Genomic DNA, 25356 nt, shown 5'->3' on the forward strand with positions numbered 1-25356 from the left:
CCATACTATCATTATTAATTTGTATTGTCAACTTTAATGTGGTTGATTTCCAGAATACTGTCCACATAAGGTTCCATGTCTTTGGAAAATACCTTACCGGTCAATATGACTTCCATGTCATCAACTTTCGTCTGCAAAAGCTTCACAAGTTCTTCCGCTTCAATGATCTCCTGGTCGAGAATCCCAAGAATCTCATCAAGAATCAGCAGATCGCATTCTCCGGTTGATACCACCTTTCTGGCAAAATTCAAACCATTCCGGATATTCATCCGTTCCTCTTCCTGCTCTTCTTTTGATAAGTTTTCGAAAAAACCATCACATTTTTCAAATCGGAATATCTTCATCTCCGGCTCCAGCCGCTTCATAATATCAAGAAAGCCCCGCCCGGTACAGCCTTTTAAAAACTGTATGACAATAACATTCCTGTTCTTCATCAGAGCTTCGATTCCTATTCCGAATGCAGCAGCGGTCTTTCCTTTACCTTCGCCGCATATAACCTGTATCGTACCTCTATTCATCTTCCAGCACCTCATAACAGCTAAAATGCAATTCATTACATATTACGTTAGAACCTGCTTATATTAACACAATTTTTCTATTATTGCAAGTTTTCTTACCATTTTCTTAACATTATGGCAGTAAAACTTATTCTGCACACTCCAGCTTGCTGACAGAGACTTCATAGGCAATCCGCTTCTCGCATTCCGTCTCGCTTAATTTTTTGGTATACTCCCTGCTTTGAACTCTTCCCCATACTTTTACTCTGGTACCTACAGAAAATCCGGAAGCGTATCTGGCATTTCTGCCCCAGGCAATACAAGGTATGTAATCTGACTTTCCATAGGGACGGTTCACTGCAAGAAGTAAATCAGCTATTTCCCTTCCCAGAGGCGTCTTTCTGTAAATGGGAGCTTTGCATATGTATCCATCCAGAAAAATCTGATTGGTCTTTGTGTAATCCGTAAACTCTTCCATAAAGTGAACCTCTCTGACAAATACAGAAAGCACCAGACGATTTTTCGTTCCCTCGTGGCGATTGTAGGAACGGAACTGACCTACGGCTTCCACCGTACACCCGTTATAATCTCCGGTTACATCAATCAGACGCTCTGACACCATTAACGGAATTACATCAGCCTGATCGCTTAAACGGTTTACTGCCATGTCCACCATATAGAATCCTTCTCCAAATACCTCATGGCTGAAGGTGAAGCCGGAGATAATTTCTCCAATAACGCTTACTTTGTTGTTTTCAATCATTTTTTCTGACATTGTATTTCTCCTCTTCTTTCACTTTTTTGCTAATACGCTTCACAGCTAATATTAAATTTATGTGACAGAACGTAATAAAATGATAAAAAACAATCCAAAAATATCGACAGCACCAGGCATAATGCACAAAATAAAATGGAGAATACGGGCTGTTCGTCGAATTATCGGCGATTCCAGTCAGTATCCTCCATTTTCCAACAGATTAACCTAAAGATTTTTTATTTGATGTTGACCTTTTTCTCATGGTCGGATCAAGAATTTTCTTTCTGATTCGAAGACTTACAGGAGTGATCTCCAAAAGTTCATCAGTATCAATAAAGTCAAGACTCTGTTCCAGGCTCATCTCTTTTGGCGTAGTCAGCTTCAGAGACTCATCAGCGCTGGAAGAACGGGTATTGGTCAGCTTCTTTGTCTTGCAGACATTAATCTCAATATCTTCTGCTTTTGGATTCTGCCCAATTACCATACCAGAGTAAACCTTTACACCTGCTCCAATAAAGAGTGTTCCTCTTTCCTGTGCATTGAAAAGACCATAGGTAATCGACTCACCAGACTCATAAGCGATCAGAGAACCGCTCTTTCGATAAGAAATCTCTCCCTTAAATGGTGCATAACCGTCAAATGCAGTGTTCATAATACCGTTTCCTTTTGTATCTGTCATGAACTCACCGCGGTATCCGATCAGACCTCTTGAGGGAATCGAAAATTCCAGTCTTGTATAGCCGCCATTGGCAGGGCTCATTCCCTGAAGCTCTCCCTTACGTCCGGTAAGCTTCTGAATAACTGCACCGGTAAATTCTTCCGGAACATCAATATAAGCAATCTCCATAGGCTCAAGCTTACGGTTTCTATCATCAAAGTGATATAACACTTCTGCCTTGCTGACTGCGAACTCAAAGCCTTCTCTTCTCATGTTTTCAATCAATACAGATAAATGAAGTTCTCCACGTCCGGAAACTTTAAAGCAGTCTGCAGAATCAGTCTCTTCTACACGAAGGCTGACATCCGTATTCAGTTCTCTGAATAAACGCTCTCTGATATGACGGGAAGTAATGAACTTTCCTTCCTGTCCGGCAAGAGGGCTGTCATTTACCATGAAATTCATGGCAATGGTCGGTTCTGAAATCTTCTGGAACGGAATCGCCTCTGGATTCTCCACTGCACAAAGTGTATCGCCGATATGAATATCTGCAATACCGGAAATGGCAACGATGGAACCAATGGATGCTTCCTGGACTTCTACTTTATTAAGACCTTCATATTCGTAAAGCTTTCCGACTTTTACTTTGCGGAATTTGTCAGGTTCATGATGGTTTACGATCACGCACTCCTGATTCACTTTGATTTTACCATTATCCACTTTACCTACACCGATACGGCCAACGTATTCGTTAAAGTCGATGGTACTGATTAAAAGCTGGGTGGATGCTTCGGGATCGCCTTCCGGACATGGAATTCGATCAATGACGGTCTGGAATAGAGGAGCCATATCTACATTTTCTGCATCCAGAGATGTCTTTGCAAAACCTCCCTTTGCAGAAGCATAGAGGAATGGGCAGTCAAGCTGCTCTTCGCTGGCATCAAGATCCATCAACAGTTCCAGTACTTCTTCTTCTACCTCTTCCGGTCTTGCTTCGGGACGGTCGATTTTATTAATACAGGTAACTACAGAAAGTCCAAGTTCCAGTGCTTTTCGCAGAACAAACTTGGTCTGTGGCATTACACCTTCATAAGCATCTACAACAAGAATTACACCATTCACCAGCTTTAATACACGCTCTACTTCGCCGCCGAAATCAGCATGTCCTGGGGTGTCAATGATGTTGATCTTTGTATCCTTGTAATGAACGGCTGTATTTTTTGAAAGGATTGTGATACCACGCTCTCTCTCAATATCATTGGAGTCCATAACCCGCTCCACTAATTCCTGATTCTCACGGAAAATACCACTTTGTCTTAATAAAGCATCTACAAGCGTTGTTTTACCATGATCGACGTGGGCAATTATTGCCACATTTCTTACGTCTTCTCTTTTCATCTTCATAAAATGTACTCTTCTTTCTTTTCTTTCAACAAAGAATGTGCCCCAGCCGCCCAAGGGGCAAAAAGCCAGAGAACATTTTTATAATATGGGCACATTACACCCATACCATAAAAAACTAAGGACCAGATCTGTCCTTAGTTTCATTAACATTATCACGATTAGTTAGTATAGCATCCTATATTTAATATTGCAAGATTTTTTTAAAATATAAGTACTTCTTTGTCAAATAAACTGTAAAAAACTTCTTCTAACTCCATATACCCGGCTTTTCCGCTGGTGGCTTCCCTGATTTCGTTTTCTAATTTTTCTTCCTTCTCATCGGGAACAAGAATGGTAAGAGCCACCTGATCCGTATACTGGCTGTCTAAGGTCAGGATCTCCATCTGACCAAGAAGATACTGAAGTTTTCCGATTCCGTTATAATCGGTGGATAAAAGCACCTTTTTCGCCGGCTGGACCATTAATGTGGTACATGCTTTTAAGCCTTCCCTCACCGCACCGGAATAGGCTCTGACAAGTCCTCCCGTCCCCAGTAAGGTTCCGCCAAAATACCGGGTCACCACCACACAGACATTGACAAGTTCTTCCCCTTCTAAAATGTCTAACATAGGCTTACCTGCCGTCTGACTTGGTTCTCCGTCATCACTGCAGCGCTTTTCCTCGCCTTTTTTTCCGATGATCCACGCATAGCAGTTATGTCTGGCATCCCAATACTTTTTTCTCATTTCTTCAATAAAAGCCAGGGCCTCTTCCTCTGATGCTGCAGGCTTAAAATTCGCAATAAAACGTGATTTTTTCTCCGTGATCTCTCCGGTTGCTCCTTTATAAAGAATCCGGTAAGCCTTCCTCATATCCATCCTCATTTCTCTTGTTTCGTATTCCTGAATTTCTCTTATTATATACAAAATAACAGGTTCCGGCAAGGTTTGATGTATATTTCTTCTTTTTTGTTCCGAAAATGGTAAGTGTTGAATTGCTATACATTATTTGGTATAATAATCCGGAAAAGGAGGTTTCCTATGAATTACGGCAAACAAGCGACAGAGAAGAAGATCCGATCTGCCAATTCAAAAGCAGGGAAATACACCACCAAGATTTTTCTGGCTTTTATAAAAAGTCTATTTGTACTATGCCTGTTGAGCGTGATCGTGATCGCCAGCATTTCTTTTGGTATGCTAAAAGGAATCATAGACAATGCTCCTGATGTTGATATATCAACGATTGTCCCAAGTGAATATGCCTCTACTGTCTATGACAGTGCCGGCAACGTTACAGAAACTCTGGTTACTGCAGGCTCTAACCGGGAAGAAGCCACTTATGAGGAACTTCCCAAGAATCTTATAAACGCTTTTGTTTCCTATGAAGATTCCCGTTACTGGGAACACAACGGAATTGACCTTCGTTCCATACTCCGTGCTGTAAGAGGTGTTTTAACAGGCGACTCTTCTGCCGGCGGAGGAAGTACGATCACCCAGCAGCTCATCAAAAACAGCGTGTTTGGGGGCGGTATGGAAAAAAGTTTCGGAGAGAGACTTGAGCGAAAATTTCAGGAATGGTTTCTGGCTGTTAAAGTAGATGGGATTATGTCCAAGGAGCAGATCATTACCAATTATTTAAATACCATTAATCTGGGGAACAACTCTTTAGGAGTCAAAGTTGCTGCCAAAAGATACTTTAATAAGGATGTAAAGGATCTGACTTTGTCTGAATGTACAGTTCTGGCTGGAATTACCCAGAACCCTTCCAAGTTCAATCCTATTACAGGTCAAAAAGCCAATTCCGCCAAGCAAAAGGTAATCCTTCAATATATGTTCGATCAGGGTTACATTTCAAAAGAAGAGGAAGAACAGGCTCTTGCCGATGACGTTTACTCCAGAATCCAGAATGTGGACATGGCTGCCAAGGAGTCCTCTACCCCATACAGTTATTTTACCGATGAACTGGTGGAACAGGTCATAAAGGCGATGAAGGATCAACTGGGGTATACCGATACCCAGGCGCACAATATGCTCTACAGCGGCGGATTATCCATCTATACGACCCAGGATCCTAAGATCCAGACTGTGGTTGATGAAGAGATCAGCAATCCTGAGAACTATGGAGCTGCCCGATATTCCATAGAATACCGGCTGTCAGTGACCCATAAGGACGGAACTACCAATCATTATTCGGAAGAACACATCAAGCGTTTTCACAGGGAAAACAAGGCTTCCGGCTTTGATGGTTTATACAATTCAGAAGATGAGATCAAAGCAGATCTTGACGCCTTTAAGGCAGATCTTTTAAAAGAGGGGGACAACATCATCGGGGAAAGCCTTCACAAGACGTTAGAGCCTCAGGCTTCTTTTGTTATTATGGATCAAAGAACCGGCGAGGTAAAGGCCATAAGCGGCGGACGGGGAGAAAAGACAGCCAGTCTGACACTAAACCGTGCAACCAAAACTTATCGCCAGCCTGGTTCCACTTTTAAGATTCTAACTGCTTTTGCTCCTGCCATCGACACCAGCGGGGCTACACTGGGAACGGTTTATTATGACTCTGTTTACCGGATCGGCAATAAAACCTTCTCTAACTGGTACAGTTCAGGATATCAGGGATATTCCAGCATCCGGGATGGAATTGTTTATTCCATGAACATTGTTGCAGTCCGGTGCCTGATGGAGACGGTAACACCACAATTAGGTGTGGAATACGCCAAGAACTTCGGAATCAGTTCTCTGACCGATACGGATTACAACCCGGCACTGGCACTTGGCGGAATTACAAAAGGTGTCACGAATTTAGAACTGACCGGCGCCTTTGCCACAGTTGCCAACGGCGGTGTGTATACAAAACCTGTGTTTTTTACGAAAATCCTAGACCATGATGGAAAGGTTTTAATTGAAAACACACCGGAGACACACAGGGTTTTAAAAGATTCCACCGCTTTCCTGCTTACGGATGCTATGGCAGATTCCATGAAAGGCGGAAGAAAGTTCTCCAGCAACGGTCCTTCTGCAACCAGTACTGCCGCAAGAATTCCAGGAATGTCTGCCGCTGGTAAAAGCGGAACCACAACAGGCAACAACGATATCTGGTTTGTGGGATATACCCCTTATTACACCGCTGGAATCTGGGGCGGCTGTGATGATAACCAGAAGCTTACAAAACAAAACGGAGGAACTGCTTTCCATAAAGCAATTTGGCGTAAGATCATGACCCGGGTGCATGAGGGAATGTCTGATCCAGGTTTCCCACCTCCAGACAGCATTGAAACTGCAGAGATCTGCAGAAAGTCAGGTAAGCTTCCTGTTACGGGCGTGTGTACGGAGGACCCAAGAGGCAATCCGGTTTATACAGAGTATTTTGCAAAAGGCACTGTTCCTACGGATGTCTGCAACATTCATGTAAGGGCAACGGTTTGTGCTGTTTCCCACAAGCTTCCTACTCCTTACTGCCCTGAGCGGACTACTGCCGTCTTTTTAGTATTACCCCCTGGCGAGGAAGGCGAAACCGATGATTCCAAATATGCAATGCCTGGATATTGTACGATTCATTCGTCTAACTCCATTATTATTCCACCGGGGAATGTTCCTGATATTCCAGTCAGCCCGCCGGAACGTCTGCCCTATGAACCAGGACCTGTCCCCCAGGCACCTGGAGGCGGGTTCTGGCCCTGGGAACGCTAAAGAATTGGTGATTAACTCACTAATTTCTAGGTTGTAAGAAAACTGCTTGTTTCAACATGTGTGTTACAGCAGGATTGCTGTGAATAAAGGGTTAAGTCATCTCTTACGTCTTTGATTAGAGGGGAATTACCGCAGACTTTGCAGGTTTTATTAGGGGAACGGTAGGTTATAGTTCTGAAATTCATTTTTAAGGCATCAAATACCAGCATTCTTCCGATGAGCAGGTCTCCGGTTTTTAGTATATATTTCAGGGCTTCCAAGGCTTGCAGGCTTCCGATGATGCCTCCCATTGCTCCCAGGACTCCGGCCTGGGAGCAATTCGGGACTGCATCTTTTGGAGGAATCTCTTCAAATATACAACGATAGCAGGGACCTTTTTCTGGTACATAGGTCATGAGCTGCCCTTCAAACCTCAGAATTCCTCCATGAGTGAATGCCTTTCTGGCTATGACACAGGCATCGTTTATCAAGAATTTTGTTGGAAAATTATCGGTTCCGTCAATGATAAAGTCGTATTCCTGAATAATATCCATAATATTATCTGGCTGAATGCGGGTAGAATGGGTTTTTACGGTTATACCAGGATTGATTTCATGTATGGCTTGTTTAGCTGATTCTGTCTTGTCTGTTCCGACAGCTTTTGTTTTATGGATAATTTGTCTTTGAAGGTTGGATAGTTCCACCTTATCATCATCTGCAATTCCTATGGTCCCAACACCAGCGGCGGCTAAATACAATGCCGCGGGTGCTCCCAGTCCCCCTGCACCAATGATTAATATTTTGCTCTCTAAGAGAGCTTTTTGTCCTTTAACTCCTACATTTTTAAGTAAAATATGTCTGGAATAACGTTCAATTTCTTGTGCTGATAACATTGCTTATTACCTCCGATATGGTCTTTTTTAACGGGAAAGCCAGACGTTACTTGGGCTTGGAATCTGATAATGGAATTTTATGCTTCTATTTCTTCTCGCATTGTACCTGATCTTTCAGCCAGCCGCAAAATCCATCAGTTAAGTTGTAAGCCTCGTATTGCGCATCTATCAGTAATTCTACAATCTCACTGCTTATTTCTCCCTTTTGACAGCATACAATGACTGGTTTGTCTTGAGGAATTTCATAGAGCTTTGCGGCTTCTTTTGGAAATGGGATGTTGATGGAACCGGGAATGTTGCCGGTCTGAAAGACTACAGAATCCCGTATGTCTACCATCAGATAATCTTGTTTTTCAAATATCTTCATCTGAGCCAAACTCAGATTCTTTCCATTTTCTTCCTGGGGAAATAATCTTTTATTTGCTTTGATCTGCATATGGTTCCTCTTTTCTTCAAGTTTCACCTGGATTACCAATCTTACTGCGGAGAGAACCTTCTATTGCGTTTACCAATTCATCTGGATTACTGCTTTTCATGAACTGGGACATCATACAGACTCCTGTGGCCCCTGCTTCCAGGCATTGACCGGCATTTCCCATGTCAATGCCGCCTAATGCGTACACCGAGATGGATACAGAATTGCAGACTTGTCTCAAATAAGCAAGACCTCGTGGAGGTACTCCTTTTTTACAGTCCGTTTGAAAAACATGGCCGGCGGTGATATAGGTAGCTCCTAAGGATTGGGCTTCCAGAGCTTCTTCCGCTGTATGAGTGGAGCATCCTATGGTTGGAAAATTTTGTTGTGCTTCAAGGTAAACCTGCCTTAGCTGAAACAGAGGTAAATGAATGCCATCTGCCCCTTGTTTTATTGCTGTCATTATGTATGTATGATAAATACAACGAACCTGCTTTTTCTTACAGATATCAGATACTTCTGCGGCCAGTTTCTCATATTCTTTCTCCAATAAATCTTTTTCCCTTAAAATAATCGCTTCAGGACCTGCATCTGCTACTTTTTCTATTTGCCGGAGAAAGTTGTCTCCGGCAAGACTGCGATTTGTAATACACAGAACGTTAGACATAGATATAATCGTTTAAAACAGGCTGCAGACCCTCGGACTTGATATCACGGTACATGGCATCCAGAGTTCTTTCATCGACAATTTCAAACTGCTCATCTCCTGCATCCTGTTTATCCTTCCCTTCATACTTGTTTTCGTGATCCCCAATTCCCGTAGAAACTCCTGCTGATACCTTTGTTGCGGCAATTTTTACAATTCCATTGCGAAAATCCTGGCTTTCTCTTGAAGAAACCGTTATCCCAACGTAAGGGAGGAAAATACGATAAGCACACAAAATCTGACACAACTGGGTTTCATTAACGTCTAGGGATCTGATGTTCGTATTATTAACAATAGGCCTTAAACGGGGGCAGGATAAAGAATATTCCACGTGAGGATACTTTTTTTGGAGATAGTATACATGCATTGCGGTCGCAAGCGCATCCTGGCGAAAATCCCCGAGACCAAGCAATGCGGACATACCTACCCCTCGCATACCTCCTATAATGGCACGCTCCTGTGCTTCAAAACGATATGGAAAAATCCGTTTGCGTCCCAGCAAATGCAGATTTTCGTATCGATCGGAGTCATAGGTCTCTTGAAAGACCGTTATGTAATCCACGCCACACTGGTGAAGATACCGGTACTCATCCACATTGACCGGGTAGATCTCCAGTCCAATATTGCGAAAGTACTTTTTTCCCAGTCTGCACGCTTTACCAATGTATTCCACATCGCTTTTTTCAGGACTTTCACCTGTAAGGATCAGAATTTCTTCAATACCAGAATCAGCAATTACTTTCATTTCGTGCTCTATTTCCTGCATGTCCAGTTTTTTACGCACAATATCATTGTAACAGTTAAACCCACAGTAAACACAGTAGTTGGTACAGTAATTAGCAATATAGAGAGGCGTGAACACATAGACTGTATTTCCAAAAAACCTTCCAGTCTCCTGCTTAGCCCTCAGTGCCATTTTTTCTAGAAAAGGCAATGCTGCCGGGGATAAAAGAGCTTTAAAATCTTCCGTGCTGCAAGTTTCATGACCCAGAGCTCTTTTTACATCCTCCTGAGTATAGCGGCTGCAGTCGTAAGAATTCATGGTCTTCATGACTTTTGTCATAATATCAGAGGAAAGCTGGTCCATATCTGGCAGATATTCCATATGATTGGTCCGGCTTGCCGGATCTGCTTCTAATAAGTGCTTCTTTCTGTTTGCGGCTGGACTTAACCTGCCGGAATCTATTAAAAAACTATTTTCATCCATTCTATTTCACTCCAATTTATTTTACTTTTCACAACTTAGTCAATGATTCAAAGATTTCATTAATCTCTTAAAAATCCTGTCAGGGGATCAGAAGAAGCTGCTCCTCTTTCCAAGACTCTTCCAAGACCAGACAGATAGGCTTGTCTGCCAGAGCATACCGCATGCCGAAAAGCAGATGCCATTAAGGGAATATCTCCTGCTGTTGCAATGGCAGTATTGGCCATAACCGCCGCTGCTCCCATCTCCATTGCGGCACATGCCTCTGACGGTTTGCCGATTCCTGCATCCACGATAATGGGAACATCAATTTCGTCAATCAGTATCTGAATAAATTCTTTTGTGGCAAGGCCTTTGTTGGATCCAATAGGTGCCGCAAGGGGCATGACAGAGGCTGCTCCCGCATTGACCAAATCCCTGGCCGCATACAGATCCGGATACATATAAGCCAGTACCGTGAACCCTTCCTTTGCCAGCTGCTCTGTGGCTTTGACTGTTTCTGCATTATCAGGAAGCAAATATTTAGTATCCCTCATAATCTCCACCTTTATAAAATCTCCGCAGCCAAGTTCTCTTGCAAGCCTTGCGATCTGCACCGCTTCTTCTGCATTTCTCGCTCCGGAAGTGTTGGGAAGCAAGGTAGCCTCTTTTGGAATATAATCGAGAATATTTTCATTCTCTTTTGTATTTGTTCTGCGAACCGCAAGTGTAATGATCTGAGCCTCCGCACATTCGATTGCTGCCTTAATCAGATTTAGTGAATATTTTCCAGAACCCAAAATAAATCTTGATGAAAATTTCTTACCGCCTAAAACAAACAAATCCTGATTCTCCATATCCTTTGCTCCTATCCATATGTATTCTTTTTTCAACGCTTCATTTTTCTTGTTTTCCTGCTCAATAAAGGTCAGCCTCCACCTACCAGCGAAACCACATCAATTGAATCCCCCGGCACCAAAACAGTGATATCGTACTGAGCTTTTGATATAATCTGTCCATTTACCGCAACTGCAACCCGCTCCAGATGATAGCCGCTGTCCTTTAAACAATCACTTAATATCTGGTTATCTGCCGCAATTTCTGTTCCATTAATCCGAATCATAAAGTCACCTCCTTAGCAATAAAAAAGGCCGCACAAAAAGCTACACCCTAGGTGGTGTACCCCTTTATGCGACCAAATGTCAACATACAAATTTTTATTATTGATTTTATTTAGAATAACATTATTTCTAATAACTGTCAACATATAACAAAAAAATACAAGCCTTTATAAGCCTCTCTCTTAACTCTTCATCTTTGGCTTAAATAGAATGGATCCTATATAGCCAAATATAAGTGCTCCTGAAATCCCCACCGCACTTGCTGTAAATCCGCCCTTGAATATTCCCAGAAATCCATCTTCTCCCATGCTCTTCCATACGCCTTTCCACAAGCTGTTTCCAAATCCAAGAAGAGGTACGGTGGCTCCGGCTCCCGCCCATTGAGAGAAGGGCTCATAGATTCCTACGGCACCTAAGATGCTTCCGGCTACTACAAGGAGTACCATGATCCGCCCTGGCATGAGTTTGGTATTATCCATTAAAATCTGGATCAGGGCACAAATGACTCCTCCTACTAAAAATGCTTTTACATAGTCCATTTTTTACTCCTTTCCTCTTATGGCTGGTTTCCGATATGCTCAATTACGACTCCATGAGCAATACCTGGAATCGTTTCTCCCTCATTAAAGCTGACAGTCGAAAGTAAAGCTCCGGTAGGAACAAAAAGAACCCGTCTCCACTCTCCGCTTTTAACTTTGGGAAGAATATAGGAACAAAGAGTGGACGCTGCACAGCCACAGCCACTGCCTCCAGCGTGGGTATCCTGCGCCTCACTGTCATAAATTTCGATTCCGCAGTCTGTGTGGATCTTTTCTAAGTCATGTCCCTTATTTTTCATAAAATCCAGAAGAATCGTCCTGCCCACCTGGCCCAGATCGCCTGTGATGATCTTGTCGTAATGATTCTCATCTACAGAAAAGTCTTCAAAATTTTGCTGGATTGTATGAAAAGCGGCAGGCGCCATAGCGGCACCCATATTCATGGAATCTTTAATTCCCATGTCCACCATACGCCCGGTGGTAATTCCCGTTATGGCAGCGATTCCCTCTTTTCTATTTTTCCCCAAAACAACAGCACCGCATCCGGTTACTGTCCAGGAGGAAGAGAAAGGGCGCTGATTCCCGTATCCAAGAGGAAAACGGAATTGTTTCTCGGCCGTTGCAAAATGACTGGAAGCCATGGCAAGGATCTTATCCGCATACCCCCCGGCTACAGTCATTGCACCCAGATTTAGCGCTTCCCCTATGGTAGAACATGCCCCAAATAATCCAAATAAGGGAATTTCTAAGTCAACGGTTCCAAAAGACGTTGCAATCAATTGTCCAAGTAAATCTCCTGCAAATAAATATCGGATGTCTTTCCTTCGTATATCTCCTTTTTCAATAGCCAGATCAGCCGTCTGCTTCTGCAGGGCGCTTTCTGCCTTCTCCCAGGTTTCTGTCCCAAACATATCATCTTGTTCCACCACATCGAACAGCTTTCCAAGGGGGCCTTCGCCTTCTTTCTTACCGACGATGGAGGCCACGCTTTCAATAACAGGCGGTTCTTCGAATTTTATACTTGCTTTTCCTATCTGCATGTTTTTTCTCCATTTCTCTCCATGTTCTTTTCTACAATATGCCAAAAGCCTTTAACACATAGGCGATTACTCCAAGGACCCAGGAGCTTAAAATTCCATATAAAATAACAGGACCGGCTATGGTGAATATCTTGCATCCAATACCAAATATCTGTCCTTCTGCTTTAAACTCCACTGCCGGCGCTACCACAGAATTGGCAAAGCCTGTAATGGGCACCAGTGCACCTGCACCTGCAAATTTTGTAATTTTAGGATAAATGTTTAATCCGGTTAAAATAACACTGGCTGCAATCAGAATTAAGATGGTCCATGCGGAAGCCGCTTCCTTTTCAAGACCAGTATTTAAAAAATAATTCGTAATAAGCTGCCCCAGGGTACAGATGATTCCACCTACCAAAAATGCTTTCAGGATATTGGGCAGTTTTTTGTTGACTGGTGTTACTTCTTTTACATAAGCTTCATATGCTTTTTTGTTTATTTCCATTGTATTCCTCCATTTTGTACATCAGTGAATGCCGTTACTGACCAAACCGTTCTGCAAAAAAGACCAGAGAACCCAGCAATTTGCCAAGTCCCAGAGACAGGATAATATATTGAATTCCCACCCCCAGATTGATTCTCCGGCTGATGACCGGAAGCGCTTTTAGAGTCTCTGCCAGAGACATGACCAGACAGCCCACAAAAATTCCCACTGCAAGTCCAAAGGTCCCAAGAGCAAGATTCCCACCAAATCCGATGGGGATTTCATAGATGTCAGAAATATTTCCAAGAACTCCCCCAAGGATAATAAAGGTTTCATAGAGCATGATGTGTTTTTTTGTTTTTGTAATCGAGATCAGTCTTGGAAAAACTCCAATAATCGCTAAAAATGCAAAAACGCCGGCTGCGATTATGCCGCCAGCGCTTAATCCGATAAAACAAAGAAATACTTCTTTAAGTAACATCAATATCAGACTCCTTTCTTCCGTCATTCTGAATCAGGGTTTTACTGACATTATCCTCATAAAGCCGCATTTCTACCTCGATAGGCGTCGGATCGGTATTAATCTTATACTTTGCAAAATGATTAAAAAATCCTACAATCCCCAAAAACAGCCCTACAGAATAGCTGACTTCCAGAATTGTAAATCCACTGGACTCTTCTCTCATAATAATCTTGTAAATCTCTTTAAAAACATCGGTAACACTCACATCATTATTGAATGTCATAATTGCAAATGCGGCCCCACAGAAACAGATAATACAGACGAAAATGGTTTTTATCCACTGCCATACCCAGTTTGGTCTTTTGGATTTATGATAGTCAATGATATAATCCACTTCTCCAACATTATTTACGGTAATCGCCGGGTCCATTTCCACTAATTTCTTAATGACATCAAGAGCGCTTTCCACATACCTTTTATTCCGGTCCAGACGAATGGTTTTTATTCTCAAGGCATTGCACTTATTCATTGTGGCTGAATCGTCACAATATACATCAGCAACATCCTTTAACTGGATTTCCTTGTGATGCACTTCTGTAATCTGGCTGATATTTAAGTATACTGTTTTACTCATAAAACCAGCCTCTCCACTCCGGGAAATGCTTCTACTAAAGTCCCTTCTTTTTCAAGACCATCCGGCATAACTGCAATCATATACCAGATGGCAACTGCAATCGCAATCAGGCATAACACAAGAAGTGTCATGGCGATCTTATGTTTTACGGATTCCATACATGCTCACATCCTTTTCTCTGGTTTTCAAAGTTAGTATGAGCCATAGGATTTTTTTTATTCTACATTTTTTCGCGCATTTGCTTTAAAATCTTTTTTTCCAGACGGGAAACCTGAACCTGGGATATTCCGAGTTTCGCCGCAATCTGACTTTGGGTTTCATTATAATAGTACCGTCTGATAATGATCTCCCTGTCTTTATCGGAAAGTTCTGTCAGCAGATCTCTCAGCACCATTCGGTTTAATAATTCCTCCTGTGCAGAGCTTTCTTCCTCAATTTTATCAATCAGTAAAATACTGTTTTCATCATTTTTATTAACGGAGCGGTACAAGGACTCCACTTCTGCTCCCGCTTCCATGGATGCCGCAACTTCTTCTTTACTTGCCCCGATTTCCCCGGCAATCTCTTCCACCGTAGGTTCTCTTCCGAACCGGAACACCAGTTCTTCTCTCACTCGTTTTACTTTTAATGCCATCTCTTTGATGGAACGGCTGACCTTTATAATTCCGTCATCCCTTAAAAAACGTTTGATTTCTCCTGTAATCATGGGCACTGCATAAGTAGAGAATTTTACATCATAGGACATATCAAATTTATCAATGGCTTTCATCAGTCCAATGGTCCCAATCTGAAATAAATCCTCCGGCTCATAACCACGCCCTGTGAATCTGCGCACAATGCTCCAGACCAACCCAAAATTGTCGGTTACAAGCTGGTCCCTTGCCGCTTTATCTCCTTCGTGAGCCATTTCTATCAATCTCATGGTCTCATCCATAGGGCTCACCCACTAATCTTCTTTTTCATGGTCACAGCAGTTCCTTCACCCGGTACTGACTCTACCTCCACCTGATCCATAAATGCTTCCATAAAGGAAAATCCCATGCCAGACCGTTCTCCATCCGGATCTGTGGTGTACATAGGCTCCATTGCCTGCTTAATATTTGGAATACCGATTCCTGTATCCCGGATAACAATGGTAATTTCCTGACCTTCCACTTCTACAGTCAGATGTATGATTCCCCCCTTTCCCTGATACCCGTGAATGACCGCATTAGTAACAGCCTCCGACACGGCTGTTTTTACATCGTCTACTTCTTCCAGAGTAGGATTTAGCCTTGCCATAAAAACAGCAACTGCTACTCTGGCAAACTCCTCATTCTTTGATAAAGCTTCCAGTTCCATTTTCAGAATTTCTGGTTTATTTTGTTCAGACATACGTTCCTCCTCAACCTGTGACTGCTGCTTCCTTAGAGTCATATAATTTCATTAATTTTAAAACGCCTCCCATTTTAAGAATGCGGAGAGCCTGGGCGCCTGCACCATAGATGGCAACGGTTCCGCCGCTTAATGCCATCTGCTTGTAACGATTTAACAAAATTCCCAATCCTGAAGAATCCATAAATCTGGTTTTCGAAAAATCAAATAAAATCCGCTTGATATAATTCTCAGAAAGGATTAAATCGGTTTCATATTTAAGCCCTGAGCAGTTATGATGATCCAACTCCTCCGGCAGATGGACAATTAAAGTCTGACCTTCTGCCTCATATGTAAAGTGCGGTTGATTCATATGCAATCTCCTCCATTCCTTATTGTCTGCCCGTAATGTTAAAAAAGACACCACAAAAAAAGAGTTCTCTTCTGTAGTGTCTTTCTATCAATACCTTTTTAAAAACCTCGTTCTGCTTTTGCTTTTGCAGATAGTTCTGTATCTTTGCTGTTGTTAATTATATCTGAGAAAAGTCCATTGGCCTGTTCTTTCTGTTCCAGACCCTTATAGATTACTGCAGCTTTGAATTTCGCCTGCCAGCTCGCCGGTTTTAATTCAATACACTTGGAATAATAGACCAGGGCGGTCTGATTGTCACCTGCTGCCACTGCCTTATCACCAAGGTTCTCCAATACTGCCGTTCCATTCTCCGCCATGTCTTTTCTGATCTCTCCAATGACAGCCTGTACCTGATCCGACGTAATTAAACTGGAATCCAGACCGGCATAAATCTTCACGGCTGTGTTAAAATCATTTTTCTTATACGCTTCAAGAATGCCAATAACTGCCTGATACTGAGCCAGAATGCTATCTGCATTATTGGTCAGAGAGGCGAGAGATTCTTCTGCCGTCTTCTTCTGTGCTGTTAATGTCTCAAGCTGGTTATTTAAGCTGTCAGACTTCTTATTCGCCTGACTTAACTCTTCGCTATACTTTAACATTTCTTTGTTATGGCTGTCATTAATGGACTTGGTAATGGCAGGCATAACCAGAAAAAAGATGACTGCTGCGCCCAGAATCAGTCCCGCCAGAATGTTCATAACCGCCTGATCTTTTGTATTCTCCCTGTAACTGGGGGGAATAATAACATCATCGTCTTCCATCTGTCTGTGGGAAAGTACATTCTTTAATTTACGTTTTTCCGGTTCCCGTTCTCGTTCCCTTACAGGTTTTACAGGAACACCGGAAGCCTTCAAAAGTGTTTTATAATATAATGCTTTGGAGTTGCTGCAGTCTATCTGCAGAACTTTCTGAATTGCTTTTCCTGCCTTTTGGTAATCTTCTCTCGCAATGCATAAGATGGCAAATAAAAGCTGTGCCTTTATATAGTTCGGTTTGCTCTCCACCACTTTGCTAAGCTGCAGGACAGCAAGATCCTCGCTTCCGCTCTGGGCATAGACAAGTGCCTGGTTAAACCTGCGTACGGTACGCCGTTCATTGTCCATGGCACCTTTTTTTCGCTGTATCTCCCCCAGATAGTAGTCTGCCCGGTTTTCTTCCGGCTGAAGATTCATGCTGATTACCCACTGGACAAGCGCCTCACCTACTTCCCCCACTTCATAATAAATAAGCCCTAAAAGGTTTCTTGCCTCTGTCATATACTTATTAAAATGAAGGCTCTTCTTTAAACATTCTGCTGCGCCTGTCAGATCTCTGAGTCCTGCCCGTTCCAGTCCCATGTTGTAATAGCTGTTGGCAATTACACGGGTTTTTCTTTCATAATCCATATCTCAACCGCCTATTCCCTGGTGACTTCTTTTATCAGATCCATCATTAAATCCTTCATATCTGTCAGATCACTTCTCACAATGGTATCCTCAATGGCATCAACTTCAAGACTTGGCCTGTATTCGCTAATCTCCTTTTCAAAATCAATCATATCCGTTCCTCCTTAAAACTGCTTTTATCTCACCCATTAAGTAGAGGGAACCTACGCAAAAAAGCAAATGTCCGCTATCCCTTTTTTCAAGCATAGATAAAACCGCTTCCTCCACTGTAGAAAATCCTGTCACCTGACTTTGAGAAACATCCTGAAACTTCTGAAGAAGTGTCAGGCTCTCTAACCCTCTTTCTGAATCAATGTGAGTCACTGCTGCCAGATCAAGAGGAAGTGTCTCAGCAATCCTTTTTATCATCTGTTCATAATCCTTATCGGACACTGCCGAAAATAAAACTCTGGCTCTTTTCTTCCTGCTTTTACACAATCCCCCGGCTGATTCTAAAAACGCTTCAATTCCTCCAGGGTTATGGGCTCCGTCAAGAAATACTCCAGGCATAACCTCTTCCATTCTTGCAGGCCAGTGCATATGGGCAAATCCCGTTTTTATTCCTGTTCGCCTGTCAAGTCCTGCTGCCTCCAGTGCTCGGTAAGCGAGAAGCCCGTTCATAACCTGATATTCCCCCTGACAGGGGATCAGTACCTTTAATAAAGGCTCTTTATCTCCACAAAAATCTACCTGAAATCCAGTATCATCATAACCTGTAATCTGATAGTCCTGCTTGTCCACCTGATAAAAAGGTGAGCCCAGTTCTTCTGCCCTTTTTTTCATTACCAGTCCCGCCTGTCCGTCATTTCCATCAAAAACGACTGGAACTCCCGCTTTTATAATGCCTGCTTTTTCAGACGCAATCTTTTCAATGGTATCTCCAAGAAATTCTGTATGATCCAGACTGATTGAGGTAATAACGCAGCAAAGGGGATGCCGGATTACATTGGTAGTATCGAGCCTTCCTCCCAGTCCGGTTTCCAAAATAACATAATCCAGGCGTAAATCCCGGAACATGTCCATCGCCATGTAAAACAGAAATTCAAAATAGGAAGGATGTTGAAACCCTTTTTCAGTCATTGTCCGGGACAGCTTTCTGACTCTCTCAAAACTTTCTTTAAATGTATGTTCAGACACCATCTCTCCATCAATGGAGAAACGTTCCCTGGTATCAATCAGATGAGGGGACGTAAATGTCCCAACATGGAATCCGGAACTTTGTAAAGCAGATTGAAGAAATGCACATACAGATCCTTTCCCATTGGTTCCTGCCACATGAAAAATCTTCATATTCTCATCTGGCTCCCCCATCTCTTCCAAATACCTGCGGATATCCTGCAGGGAATTCTTCTTACTTGCCCACATGGGAATCCGTCCTAAGTATTCTTCTGCCGTTTCATTAAACTTCATCGTAAAAGTACCAACTTCCATTGAAAATTAACCCTTGATTTTATATTTTAAGATAAAACCAACCATTCGATTTGGAAAAGAGCAATCGAACTTCCTCAATTTATTATAATATAAGTCCGGCAATATGCAACCCATTTCTTTCGCAAAAAGCCCTTAATTTCTACAAGTGCTCCCGATTCCCGTTCTTATGGGGAATAAAAAGAGAGCACTGCATCTTAAAGTGCCGTACTCTCTTGCTTTGCCGCCTTCTTTTCTTTCCATACCAGATTGCTCTTATTCACCGCAATATGCAACTGCTTCAATCTCAATGAGAGAATCCTTTGGTAAGGCTGCCACTTCAAACGCTGCTCTGGCAGGACAATCCCCTTCAAAAAAAGTCGCATAAACTTCATTCATGGCTGAAAAATCGCCGATATTCTTCAACAATACCGTAGTCTTTACCACGTTAGCCATAGTAAAACCACCGCTTTCCAGAATTGACTGGATGTTGGTTAAGGACTGCTTTGTCTGGGTTTTGATATCATCACCTGCAAATGCTCCTGTGGCAGGGTCGATAGGAAGCTGTCCGGATACATATACATAATCGCCGCAGCGCACTCCCTGAGAATATGGACCGATCGCTGCCGGTGCCTTTGGGGTTGATAACACTTTTTTCATTCTTTCCTATCTCCTTTCGTTCGTAAAAAGTAATAGTATTAGATTAGCACACATTCTCCAAAAGTCAATATTTTACTGACTTCTTTCTTCATATATTTCTAAATTTAATCACCTTTTACCTCTTGTCATCTGGTATTCAATACTATATAATATAATAAAGGAATTCATTCCTTATGTGGGCATCTGCACACAGAACGGAGGAACAGATGAAAACAAACGACGAAAGAATGCAGGACATCTTAAAGCACCTGGAATCCTTTCAGCATATTAAACCAGAAACCATTCCAAACATTGATTTATACATGGACCAGGTCACCACATTTATGGATGAGCATTTAAAAGATACCAAGCGTTATCCAGATGATAAAGTTCTTACCAAAACCATGATCAACAATTATGCCAAGAATAATCTTTTGCCCGCTCCTAATAAGAAGAAGTATTCAAAAGAACATATTCTATTACTTATATTTATTTATTATTTTAAGAATGTCCTGTCTTTCAATGACATTGCACAGCTTTTTAAACCGATTACGGATAAACATTTTAACACCCAGCAAGACATGCCCATGGAAGAGATCTATAAAGAAATCTTTGCTCAGGAAGAATCCGAACTGAGCCGTATTAAAGCAGATATTACGGAAAAATACGAACATGCCCAGAAAGCCTTTGAAGATCAGAATTTAGATCCGGAAGATCTGGAACACCTTCGCCTGTTCTCCTGGATCTGCGGTCTTTCCTTTGATGTTTATGTAAAAAAGCAGGTAATTGAACAATTAATTGACGGATTAAAAGAAACAGAACCTGGTAAAAAGAAAAAAATATAAAACAAGGGGGCAAAGACCCGTAAGGTCTGTCCCCTTGTTTTAATCTTCCTTTTGTTCTTCCAGCCGTTTAAATACCATATCATATCCATCGTTTCCATAATTGAGGGAGCGGTTCACACGGCTTATGGTGGCGGTTGATGCACCAGTCTTCTCTGCAATCTCCAGATAAGTACGTCCTTCCCTCAGCATCTTTGCTACTTCGTATCGCTGGGATAAGCTCAGCAATTCATTTACCGTACAGACATCCTCAAAGAACCGGTAGCACTCCTCTGGTGTCTTAATTGTCAGAATTGCTTCAAACAGATGGTCTACGGCATCTGTCTTTATTTTCTTATTCATAATATAATTCGATCCCCTTTGTTTAACTTTTATTGTTATGTATATTTTAACATATTAAAGTTTTAAAATCCACTCTAAGCATGTCCCGACAGCATAAATTTTTCCACTACATGGGCAATGCCATCATCATTGTTTGAAAAAGTCACATAATCAGCCGCTTTTTTCACCGAAGGAACTGCATTCTCCATAGCCACACCAAGACCTGCATACTGAATCATGGACAGATCATTATACCCGTCTCCACATGCAATCATCTCTTCTCTTCCCATAGAAAGTTCATGAAGCAAACGCTCTAAGCTTGCCGCCTTATCAATTCCCTTTGGAAGAACTTCTAAAAAGAAGGGTTCAGAACGATACACACTGTAATCATCTCCTAAGGCTTCCTTCACTTTTGGTTCCACCTGAGAAAGAATTTCCCCATCACCGAGAAGCAGAAACTTTACAACAGGAAACGTTACATATGCTTCCATATCCTTTACTTCTTTTACTTCCAGCTTATTGATAAAGGCCTCCTTTTTCACATATTCATCGGAAGCGTCAGGGGTAATAATACAGTCATTTTCATAGGTCAGAAAATTCACGCCCTGCTCTTTGGCAATTTCTATAATCTTCTTATTCGAAGAGATGGGAAGTTCTTTTTTAAACACAATCTCTCCAGTGCTTAAATTAAGAATCCTGCCTCCGTTATAAGACAAAATATATCCACCCGTCTCATAAAGCTTCAGTTCTTGGGCAAGAGGCGTAATTCCATATGTAGGACGCCCAGATGCCAGAACAATCACACCTCCCTGGCGCTTTAACTCAAAAAGTGCCTCTTTTGTCTTAGGCGTGATCACTTTTCTTCCATTGGTCAGCGTCCCATCCAAATCCAGCACAATCATTCGATAGTTCATGTTATTTCTCCCGCTTTTGTCAATTTACCCTAGGGCGTGTCTGAAAACTCATTGATCCAATCTGCACGCTCTAGCAGTATATCACAATTTCATTTCTTATTCCATTGTAAAATAAACAATTGTTCATTTCATGAGGAACGATCCCATAGGGATTTTCATACAATGCTACCAGAACAGAGAAGAAAAGGAGGAATCATGTGAACCGGGTAGTCTTTTTATTTCTGGCTGTCCTTATGATCGCGGCCTCCATGACCAGTTGCAGATACACAGCCAGAAAACGCATACGTCCTCTTTTTTTTCATACGGAAACCCAAATGGGTGATCCGGCATTTTTTTTGAGACAAGGTACCAATTGTCAACCAGATAATACTATGTAGTATTAAGAATTCCCTAAGGAGGGTTATATGAGAAACGTTTTACGTCCTTTTCTGACTGCCATACTTGCCGGAACTGCTTTGATCACTCTGACAGCCTGTGGCTCAAAAGCAAATGCATCGGATCTGACTCCGGTCACTTTAAATGAAGTTGCCCATTCCATCTTTTACGCTCCCCAATATGCTGCCATTGAGTTGGGATATTTTGAAGATGAGGGAATTGATCTGACCCTTGTGAATGGAGCTGGTGCTGATAAAGTCATGACCGCATTGATCTCCGGTGATGCTGATATTGGATTTATGGGTTCGGAAGCCAGTATTTATACTTATGCCAACGGATCAGATGATTACGCCATAAATTTTGCCCAACTGACTCAGCGTGCCGGTAACTTTCTGGTAGCAAGAAGCAGCCAGCCTGACTTTAAATGGGCGGATTTAAAAGGAAAGAAGGTTCTTGGCGGAAGAGCCGGAGGAATGCCCCAGATGGTATTTGAATATATCCTGAAAAAGAACGGCCTTGATCCCACTACAGATTTAGCCATTGACCAGAGCATTAACTTCGGATTAACTGCTGCTGCATTTACAAGCAACGATGCCGATTATACCGTAGAGTTTGAACCCTTTGCCACCGGACTTGAAAAAGAAGGAAGCGGATTTGTTGTGGCATCTCTTGGGGTTGATTCCGGTTATGTTCCCTATACTGCTTACAGCGCAAAAAAGAGCTACTTAGAAAAAAATCCAGAGACAATCCAGAAATTTACAAATGCAGTCCAAAAAGGTCTGGAATATGTAAATTCCCATTCTGCAGAAGAGGTGGCAAAGATAATCCAGCCTCAGTTTAAAGAAACCGATGCTGCAACCATCACAGCCATTGTAGAACGCTATAAAGCCCAGGATACCTGGAAAGGGGATACTATATTCCAAAAAGACAGCTTTGATCTCCTTCAAAACATTTTAGAAGAATCCGGTCAATTAAAAGAGCGGGTTCCTTATGAAACGCTGGTCACTACAATTTTTTCGGAACAGGCAGTAAAATAAGTTTTCCTCTTTTATATTCCAATCGTAAAAAGCAAAATCACAGACCCATTATAACTTTGGCTCTGTGATTTTTTATCGATTTTTCGTATCCCTGATTGCAGCAATTGTAAGCGCGATTGGAACCGGCTCAAAAAAGCCACCGCTTACGAAATCTCTTCGAAGTCTGAATCAGTCTATGATACTTCCAATGCTTTTACAGGCACAGAAGAATCAGACAGTTCCTATTTTGAAGAAAGCACCTCTGCTTATTTAGAGGGGACTTCTGCTTCTTATCCAAAGGGGATACCATTTCCGTTACTGGAATATGCAACGGATTGTTCGCAAATATATCGTTAGATAACTGTATCATCGAATAAAAATGCCGCTGTCCGGTCTTATCAGTCCGGATGGCGGTATTTTTTTTACTTAATCTCAAAAGAAACAATGGGAAGCGCCACTCATATTACCCCCTTATCTGCATATTATAAAACAAATGCTTCTTTTGAATCGGACCGGGAGGCAAATTTGGAAAAAATTCTGGATAATGATTATTACGATCTTATTATCAATAACATTTCAATCCCGCTCGTTGATTCGGGAGATAATGTCACGATGCTTAATTTCAGGCATTCTCTTGTAAATATACCAAGAACCGACTTCGACCCCTGTATTCTTGGAGAGTATCCATATCACAATTTTCCAACCTTATATATTCCCACTTCTACCATTAGTATTGAAAAATCAGGGATTGGCAATGTTCAGCGTAACCCTTTTTTGAATCTAACCGGCCGTGGCGTTCTTGTGGGCATTATTGATACAGGAATCTATTATCCTAACTCCGCATTCCGTTATAATGATAATACAACCAGAATCCTTTCAATCTGGGACCAGACCATTCAGACAGGCCCCATACCGGAAGGTTTCACCTTTGGTACAGAATATACCAGAGATATGATTAATCTGGCTCTTACAGCGGAAGATCCATTTTCTATGGTTCCCACTACGGATACAAATGGTCACGGCACTGCCATTGCAAGTGTAATTGCAGGCAGACCCAATGCAGACACTTCCTTTTCCGGCGTTGTACCAGAAGCAGATCTGGTGGTGGTAAAGTTAAAAGAAGCAAAACCAAATACCAAACAGGTTTTTTTTGTCCCCGAAAATGTACTTTGTTATGAAGAATCTGACATTATGCTGGCTCTGCGCTATATGGAATCTGTTGCACTGAAAGCCAGCCGCCCCATGGTTATCTGCATTGCACTTGGAAGCAGTCAGGGCGGCCATGACGGAAGCGGTGCATTGAGCAATTATTTGAATTATCTCGCACGGATTCCAGGAATTGGAATCTCTGTTTCCGCAGGCAATGAAGGAAACTCCAGAAGACATTATTTTAACAGCACTTCTGCCGCCCCTTTTTTTCATGATTTTGAATTAAGGGTTGGAGAAGAGGATAATCTTTTTTCCATGGAAATATGGCCTTATGCTCTGGGCAGGCTCTCCATTGATATTTCTTCCCCAAACAGGGAATCCACCCAGCAGATCTTTCCTCAGATCAGGGATTGCCGGGTATATAACTTTATTTTTACTCCCAGTATTGTGTGGGTCAACAATTTCCTGTTTGAAGAAGAAACCGGGGACCAGCTCATACTTTCCCGCTTTCAGGATGCCCTTCCTGGTGTATGGCGCATCCGTATTCAAAGTCTGGAAGATACTCCTCTTTCCTTTCATGCCTGGCTGCCTGCCGGGAATATGATTTCAAATGAAACCTATTTTGTCAATGCAAATCAGGACACTACCATAACCTCTCCAGGCAATGCCCCCAACCAATTGACCGTAACTGCCTATAATCAATTCAATGACAGCATACTGATTGAATCCAGCAGAGGCTATACCCGCAATGGACTTGTAAAACCGGATATTGCTGCACCGGGATATCAGATTCCCTGTGCACTGCCGGCTAACGAATACGGCACCTTAACCGGGACCGGTGCTGCCGCTGCTCATGCCGCAGGTGCCATTGCAATGATCATGGAGTGGGGAATTACAAGAGGAAACTATTCCGTTTTGACTGGTTATGATGTAAGCCGTCTCATCATAAGAGGTGCAAGGCGTGACCCCTCCATTGTATATCCAAACAACATATGGGGATATGGGCAACTGGATGTCAACATGCTTTTCCAGAGACTGGCAAACATCCAGTCCTGAGCCTTTTTGCACCGCTCATAAAGGC

General features: G+C 42.3%; 29 protein-coding genes. 4 read left to right on the forward strand and 25 right to left on the reverse strand.

The window, feature by feature from the left end; all coding sequences use genetic code 11:
• Positions 1-14: 14 nt before the first annotated feature.
• The 4 genes from FAY33_RS13145 to FAY33_RS13160 form a co-directional block, all read right to left on the reverse strand.
• Complete coding sequence (locus FAY33_RS13145; RefSeq protein WP_143321692.1) at positions 15-518, reverse strand: cob(I)yrinic acid a,c-diamide adenosyltransferase; 504 nt, start codon at positions 516-518, stop codon at positions 15-17.
• A 127-nt stretch (positions 519-645) separates the two neighbouring features.
• Positions 646-1272 carry a single-stranded DNA-binding protein gene (locus tag FAY33_RS13150; protein ID WP_143321693.1) on the reverse strand — a complete coding sequence of 209 codons (627 nt, stop codon included), beginning with the start codon at positions 1270-1272 and terminating at the stop codon, positions 646-648.
• 202 nt (positions 1273-1474) lie between these two features.
• Positions 1475-3316 carry a translational GTPase TypA gene (typA, locus tag FAY33_RS13155; protein ID WP_143321694.1) on the reverse strand — a complete coding sequence of 614 codons (1842 nt, stop codon included), beginning with the start codon at positions 3314-3316 and terminating at the stop codon, positions 1475-1477.
• Between the two features lie 200 nt (positions 3317-3516).
• Positions 3517-4173, reverse strand: coding sequence for a YigZ family protein (locus tag FAY33_RS13160; RefSeq protein ID WP_347562698.1), 657 nt, complete (start codon positions 4171-4173; stop codon positions 3517-3519).
• Positions 4174-4335: 162 nt separating this feature from the next.
• Between FAY33_RS13160 and FAY33_RS13165 the strand changes: the two genes are divergently transcribed.
• Complete coding sequence (locus tag FAY33_RS13165) at positions 4336-6984, forward strand: transglycosylase domain-containing protein (RefSeq protein WP_143321695.1); 2649 nt, start codon at positions 4336-4338, stop codon at positions 6982-6984.
• Positions 6985-7010: 26 nt separating this feature from the next.
• Here FAY33_RS13165 and moeB read toward each other — a convergent pair whose 3' ends face one another.
• The 19 genes from moeB to FAY33_RS13250 all read right to left on the reverse strand — a co-directional run bounded on the left by moeB (position 7011) and on the right by FAY33_RS13250 (position 19679).
• Positions 7011-7856: a molybdopterin-synthase adenylyltransferase MoeB gene (gene moeB / locus FAY33_RS13170; protein ID WP_143321696.1), complete on the reverse strand. Its 846-nt coding sequence runs from the start codon at positions 7854-7856 to the stop codon at positions 7011-7013.
• An 85-nt stretch (positions 7857-7941) separates the two neighbouring features.
• The gene (locus tag FAY33_RS13175) at positions 7942-8292 is read right to left on the reverse strand and encodes a rhodanese-like domain-containing protein (protein ID WP_143321697.1); all 351 of its coding nucleotides are present in this window, start codon (positions 8290-8292) and stop codon (positions 7942-7944) included.
• A 16-nt stretch (positions 8293-8308) separates the two neighbouring features.
• A complete protein-coding gene (locus FAY33_RS13180; RefSeq protein ID WP_143321698.1) occupies positions 8309-8938 on the reverse strand; it encodes a thiamine phosphate synthase in 630 nt (209 codons plus the stop codon).
• The gene (gene thiH, locus FAY33_RS13185; protein WP_143321699.1) at positions 8931-10184 is read right to left on the reverse strand and encodes a 2-iminoacetate synthase ThiH; all 1254 of its coding nucleotides are present in this window, start codon (positions 10182-10184) and stop codon (positions 8931-8933) included. The genes FAY33_RS13180 and thiH overlap by 8 nt, the downstream gene beginning before the upstream one ends.
• Positions 10185-10243: 59 nt before the next feature.
• Positions 10244-11017, reverse strand: a complete 774-nt coding sequence (locus FAY33_RS13190; protein ID WP_143321700.1) for a thiazole synthase — start codon at positions 11015-11017, stop codon at positions 10244-10246.
• Positions 11018-11088: 71 nt separating this feature from the next.
• On the reverse strand, positions 11089-11283 hold the full coding sequence (gene thiS / locus FAY33_RS13195) for a sulfur carrier protein ThiS (protein ID WP_143321701.1): 195 nt from the start codon (positions 11281-11283) through the stop codon (positions 11089-11091).
• Between the two features lie 180 nt (positions 11284-11463).
• Positions 11464-11820, reverse strand: coding sequence for a stage V sporulation protein AE (gene spoVAE, locus FAY33_RS13200; protein ID WP_143321702.1), 357 nt, complete (start codon positions 11818-11820; stop codon positions 11464-11466).
• Positions 11821-11837: 17 nt separating this feature from the next.
• Positions 11838-12860 carry a stage V sporulation protein AD gene (gene spoVAD, locus FAY33_RS13205; protein ID WP_143321703.1) on the reverse strand — a complete coding sequence of 341 codons (1023 nt, stop codon included), beginning with the start codon at positions 12858-12860 and terminating at the stop codon, positions 11838-11840.
• Positions 12861-12891: 31 nt separating this feature from the next.
• Positions 12892-13344, reverse strand: a complete 453-nt coding sequence (locus tag FAY33_RS13210) for a SpoVA/SpoVAEb family sporulation membrane protein (protein WP_143321704.1) — start codon at positions 13342-13344, stop codon at positions 12892-12894.
• Between the two features lie 34 nt (positions 13345-13378).
• Entirely contained in the window at positions 13379-13804 is a 426-nt protein-coding gene (locus FAY33_RS13215) for a stage V sporulation protein AB (RefSeq protein ID WP_143321705.1), read from the reverse strand.
• Positions 13794-14420 carry a stage V sporulation protein AA gene (locus FAY33_RS13220; protein WP_143321706.1) on the reverse strand — a complete coding sequence of 209 codons (627 nt, stop codon included), beginning with the start codon at positions 14418-14420 and terminating at the stop codon, positions 13794-13796. The genes FAY33_RS13215 and FAY33_RS13220 overlap by 11 nt, the downstream gene beginning before the upstream one ends.
• On the reverse strand, positions 14417-14578 hold the full coding sequence (locus FAY33_RS19530) for a hypothetical protein (protein WP_185967624.1): 162 nt from the start codon (positions 14576-14578) through the stop codon (positions 14417-14419). Before FAY33_RS19530 ends, FAY33_RS13220 begins: the two co-directional genes overlap by 4 nt.
• A 62-nt stretch (positions 14579-14640) precedes the next feature.
• Complete coding sequence (gene sigF, locus FAY33_RS13225; protein ID WP_143321707.1) at positions 14641-15354, reverse strand: RNA polymerase sporulation sigma factor SigF; 714 nt, start codon at positions 15352-15354, stop codon at positions 14641-14643.
• Between the two features lie 5 nt (positions 15355-15359).
• A complete protein-coding gene (spoIIAB, locus tag FAY33_RS13230) occupies positions 15360-15770 on the reverse strand; it encodes an anti-sigma F factor (protein ID WP_347562702.1) in 411 nt (136 codons plus the stop codon).
• A gap of 34 nt (positions 15771-15804) precedes the next feature.
• Complete coding sequence (locus tag FAY33_RS13235) at positions 15805-16146, reverse strand: anti-sigma factor antagonist (protein ID WP_143321709.1); 342 nt, start codon at positions 16144-16146, stop codon at positions 15805-15807.
• 98 nt (positions 16147-16244) lie between these two features.
• A complete protein-coding gene (locus FAY33_RS13240; RefSeq protein WP_143321710.1) occupies positions 16245-17573 on the reverse strand; it encodes a hypothetical protein in 1329 nt (442 codons plus the stop codon).
• An 11-nt stretch (positions 17574-17584) separates the two neighbouring features.
• Positions 17585-17725: a hypothetical protein gene (locus FAY33_RS19535; protein ID WP_185967625.1), complete on the reverse strand. Its 141-nt coding sequence runs from the start codon at positions 17723-17725 to the stop codon at positions 17585-17587.
• On the reverse strand, positions 17718-19022 hold the full coding sequence (locus FAY33_RS13245) for a folylpolyglutamate synthase/dihydrofolate synthase family protein (RefSeq protein WP_143321804.1): 1305 nt from the start codon (positions 19020-19022) through the stop codon (positions 17718-17720). The genes FAY33_RS19535 and FAY33_RS13245 overlap by 8 nt, the downstream gene beginning before the upstream one ends.
• Before the next feature lie 273 nt (positions 19023-19295).
• On the reverse strand, positions 19296-19679 hold the full coding sequence (locus FAY33_RS13250; RefSeq protein WP_143321711.1) for a RidA family protein: 384 nt from the start codon (positions 19677-19679) through the stop codon (positions 19296-19298).
• A gap of 206 nt (positions 19680-19885) precedes the next feature.
• Between FAY33_RS13250 and FAY33_RS13255 the strand changes: the two genes are divergently transcribed.
• On the forward strand, positions 19886-20503 hold the full coding sequence (locus FAY33_RS13255) for a DUF1836 domain-containing protein (protein ID WP_143321712.1): 618 nt from the start codon (positions 19886-19888) through the stop codon (positions 20501-20503).
• Positions 20504-20542: 39 nt separating this feature from the next.
• Here the strand turns inward: FAY33_RS13255 and FAY33_RS13260 are convergent, their stop codons facing one another.
• Together FAY33_RS13260 and FAY33_RS13265 are read right to left on the reverse strand one after the other, a co-directional pair.
• Entirely contained in the window at positions 20543-20842 is a 300-nt protein-coding gene (locus FAY33_RS13260) for a YerC/YecD family TrpR-related protein (RefSeq protein WP_143321713.1), read from the reverse strand.
• Positions 20843-20916: 74 nt separating this feature from the next.
• Positions 20917-21735 (reverse strand): Cof-type HAD-IIB family hydrolase, encoded by an 819-nt coding sequence (locus FAY33_RS13265; protein WP_143321714.1) that lies wholly within the window; start codon positions 21733-21735, stop codon positions 20917-20919.
• A 404-nt stretch (positions 21736-22139) separates the two neighbouring features.
• On the opposite strand from FAY33_RS13265, the gene FAY33_RS13270 reads away from it, so the two are divergent.
• Both FAY33_RS13270 and FAY33_RS13275 read left to right on the forward strand, forming a co-directional pair.
• Positions 22140-23147, forward strand: a complete 1008-nt coding sequence (locus tag FAY33_RS13270) for an ABC transporter substrate-binding protein (protein WP_143321715.1) — start codon at positions 22140-22142, stop codon at positions 23145-23147.
• A 504-nt stretch (positions 23148-23651) separates the two neighbouring features.
• Positions 23652-25331 carry a S8 family peptidase gene (locus tag FAY33_RS13275; protein ID WP_243126739.1) on the forward strand — a complete coding sequence of 560 codons (1680 nt, stop codon included), beginning with the start codon at positions 23652-23654 and terminating at the stop codon, positions 25329-25331.
• Positions 25332-25356: the final 25 nt, after the last annotated feature.

This window comes from Clostridium sp. HBUAS56010 (assembly GCF_007115105.1).
Taxonomy (GTDB): domain Bacteria; phylum Bacillota; class Clostridia; order Lachnospirales; family Lachnospiraceae; genus Lacrimispora.